Annotated in this window: 1 pseudogene; it reads right to left on the bottom strand. The window is 45.7% G+C overall.

Annotation, left to right across the window (positions count from 1 at the left end):
* A pseudogene (locus ACS8FC_RS20520) lies at positions 1-490 on the bottom strand (hypothetical protein); the annotation flags it as partial.
* Positions 491-534: the final 44 nt, after the last annotated feature.

A 534-nucleotide genomic window follows, 5' to 3' on the forward strand; every position in this document is an offset into this window, starting at 1 on the left:
CGTGCAGCTGCTGCCAGAGTCGTTCAAGCATTTCCGTATCCATCAAACCACGCTTATCGAGCTGCTGAGCAAGCAAATACTGCTGATATTCTGCAAATTGTGATTTGAGGGTTTGTACTAAATACGTGGGGCGCGTATTGGCGGATGCCATATATAGCAGTCGAGTGCGTTCATGCTGGGTATGATAAAGAGCCACACGCTGCGCGGCTACGTTTGATTCGTTAGCAGTCGACTGTATGGTTGATGTATCGGTGTCAAGCTGCTCGCTAGCGCCTACTTCATCAATGCTCTCTTTGGTATCTGACAAAGTAAATAGCGTTAGTAATGCCGCTTTATCAGGCATCTCAGCCGTATTAGCTGACACCGTTTTGCCAGTATGCACGTTATCTTGCACATTAGCTTTATCAGATTTCTGTTCTTTTTTAGCAGTTGCAGTAGTACCTTGGTGGCTATTGGCTTCTGTACTTGGCTTTGCGGTCGGTTCAGTCATAACATACCATCAGCAGCAAAAATAAACATCGTCTCGATCCTTTT

This window comes from Psychrobacter sp. 1Y4 (genome assembly GCF_051847555.1).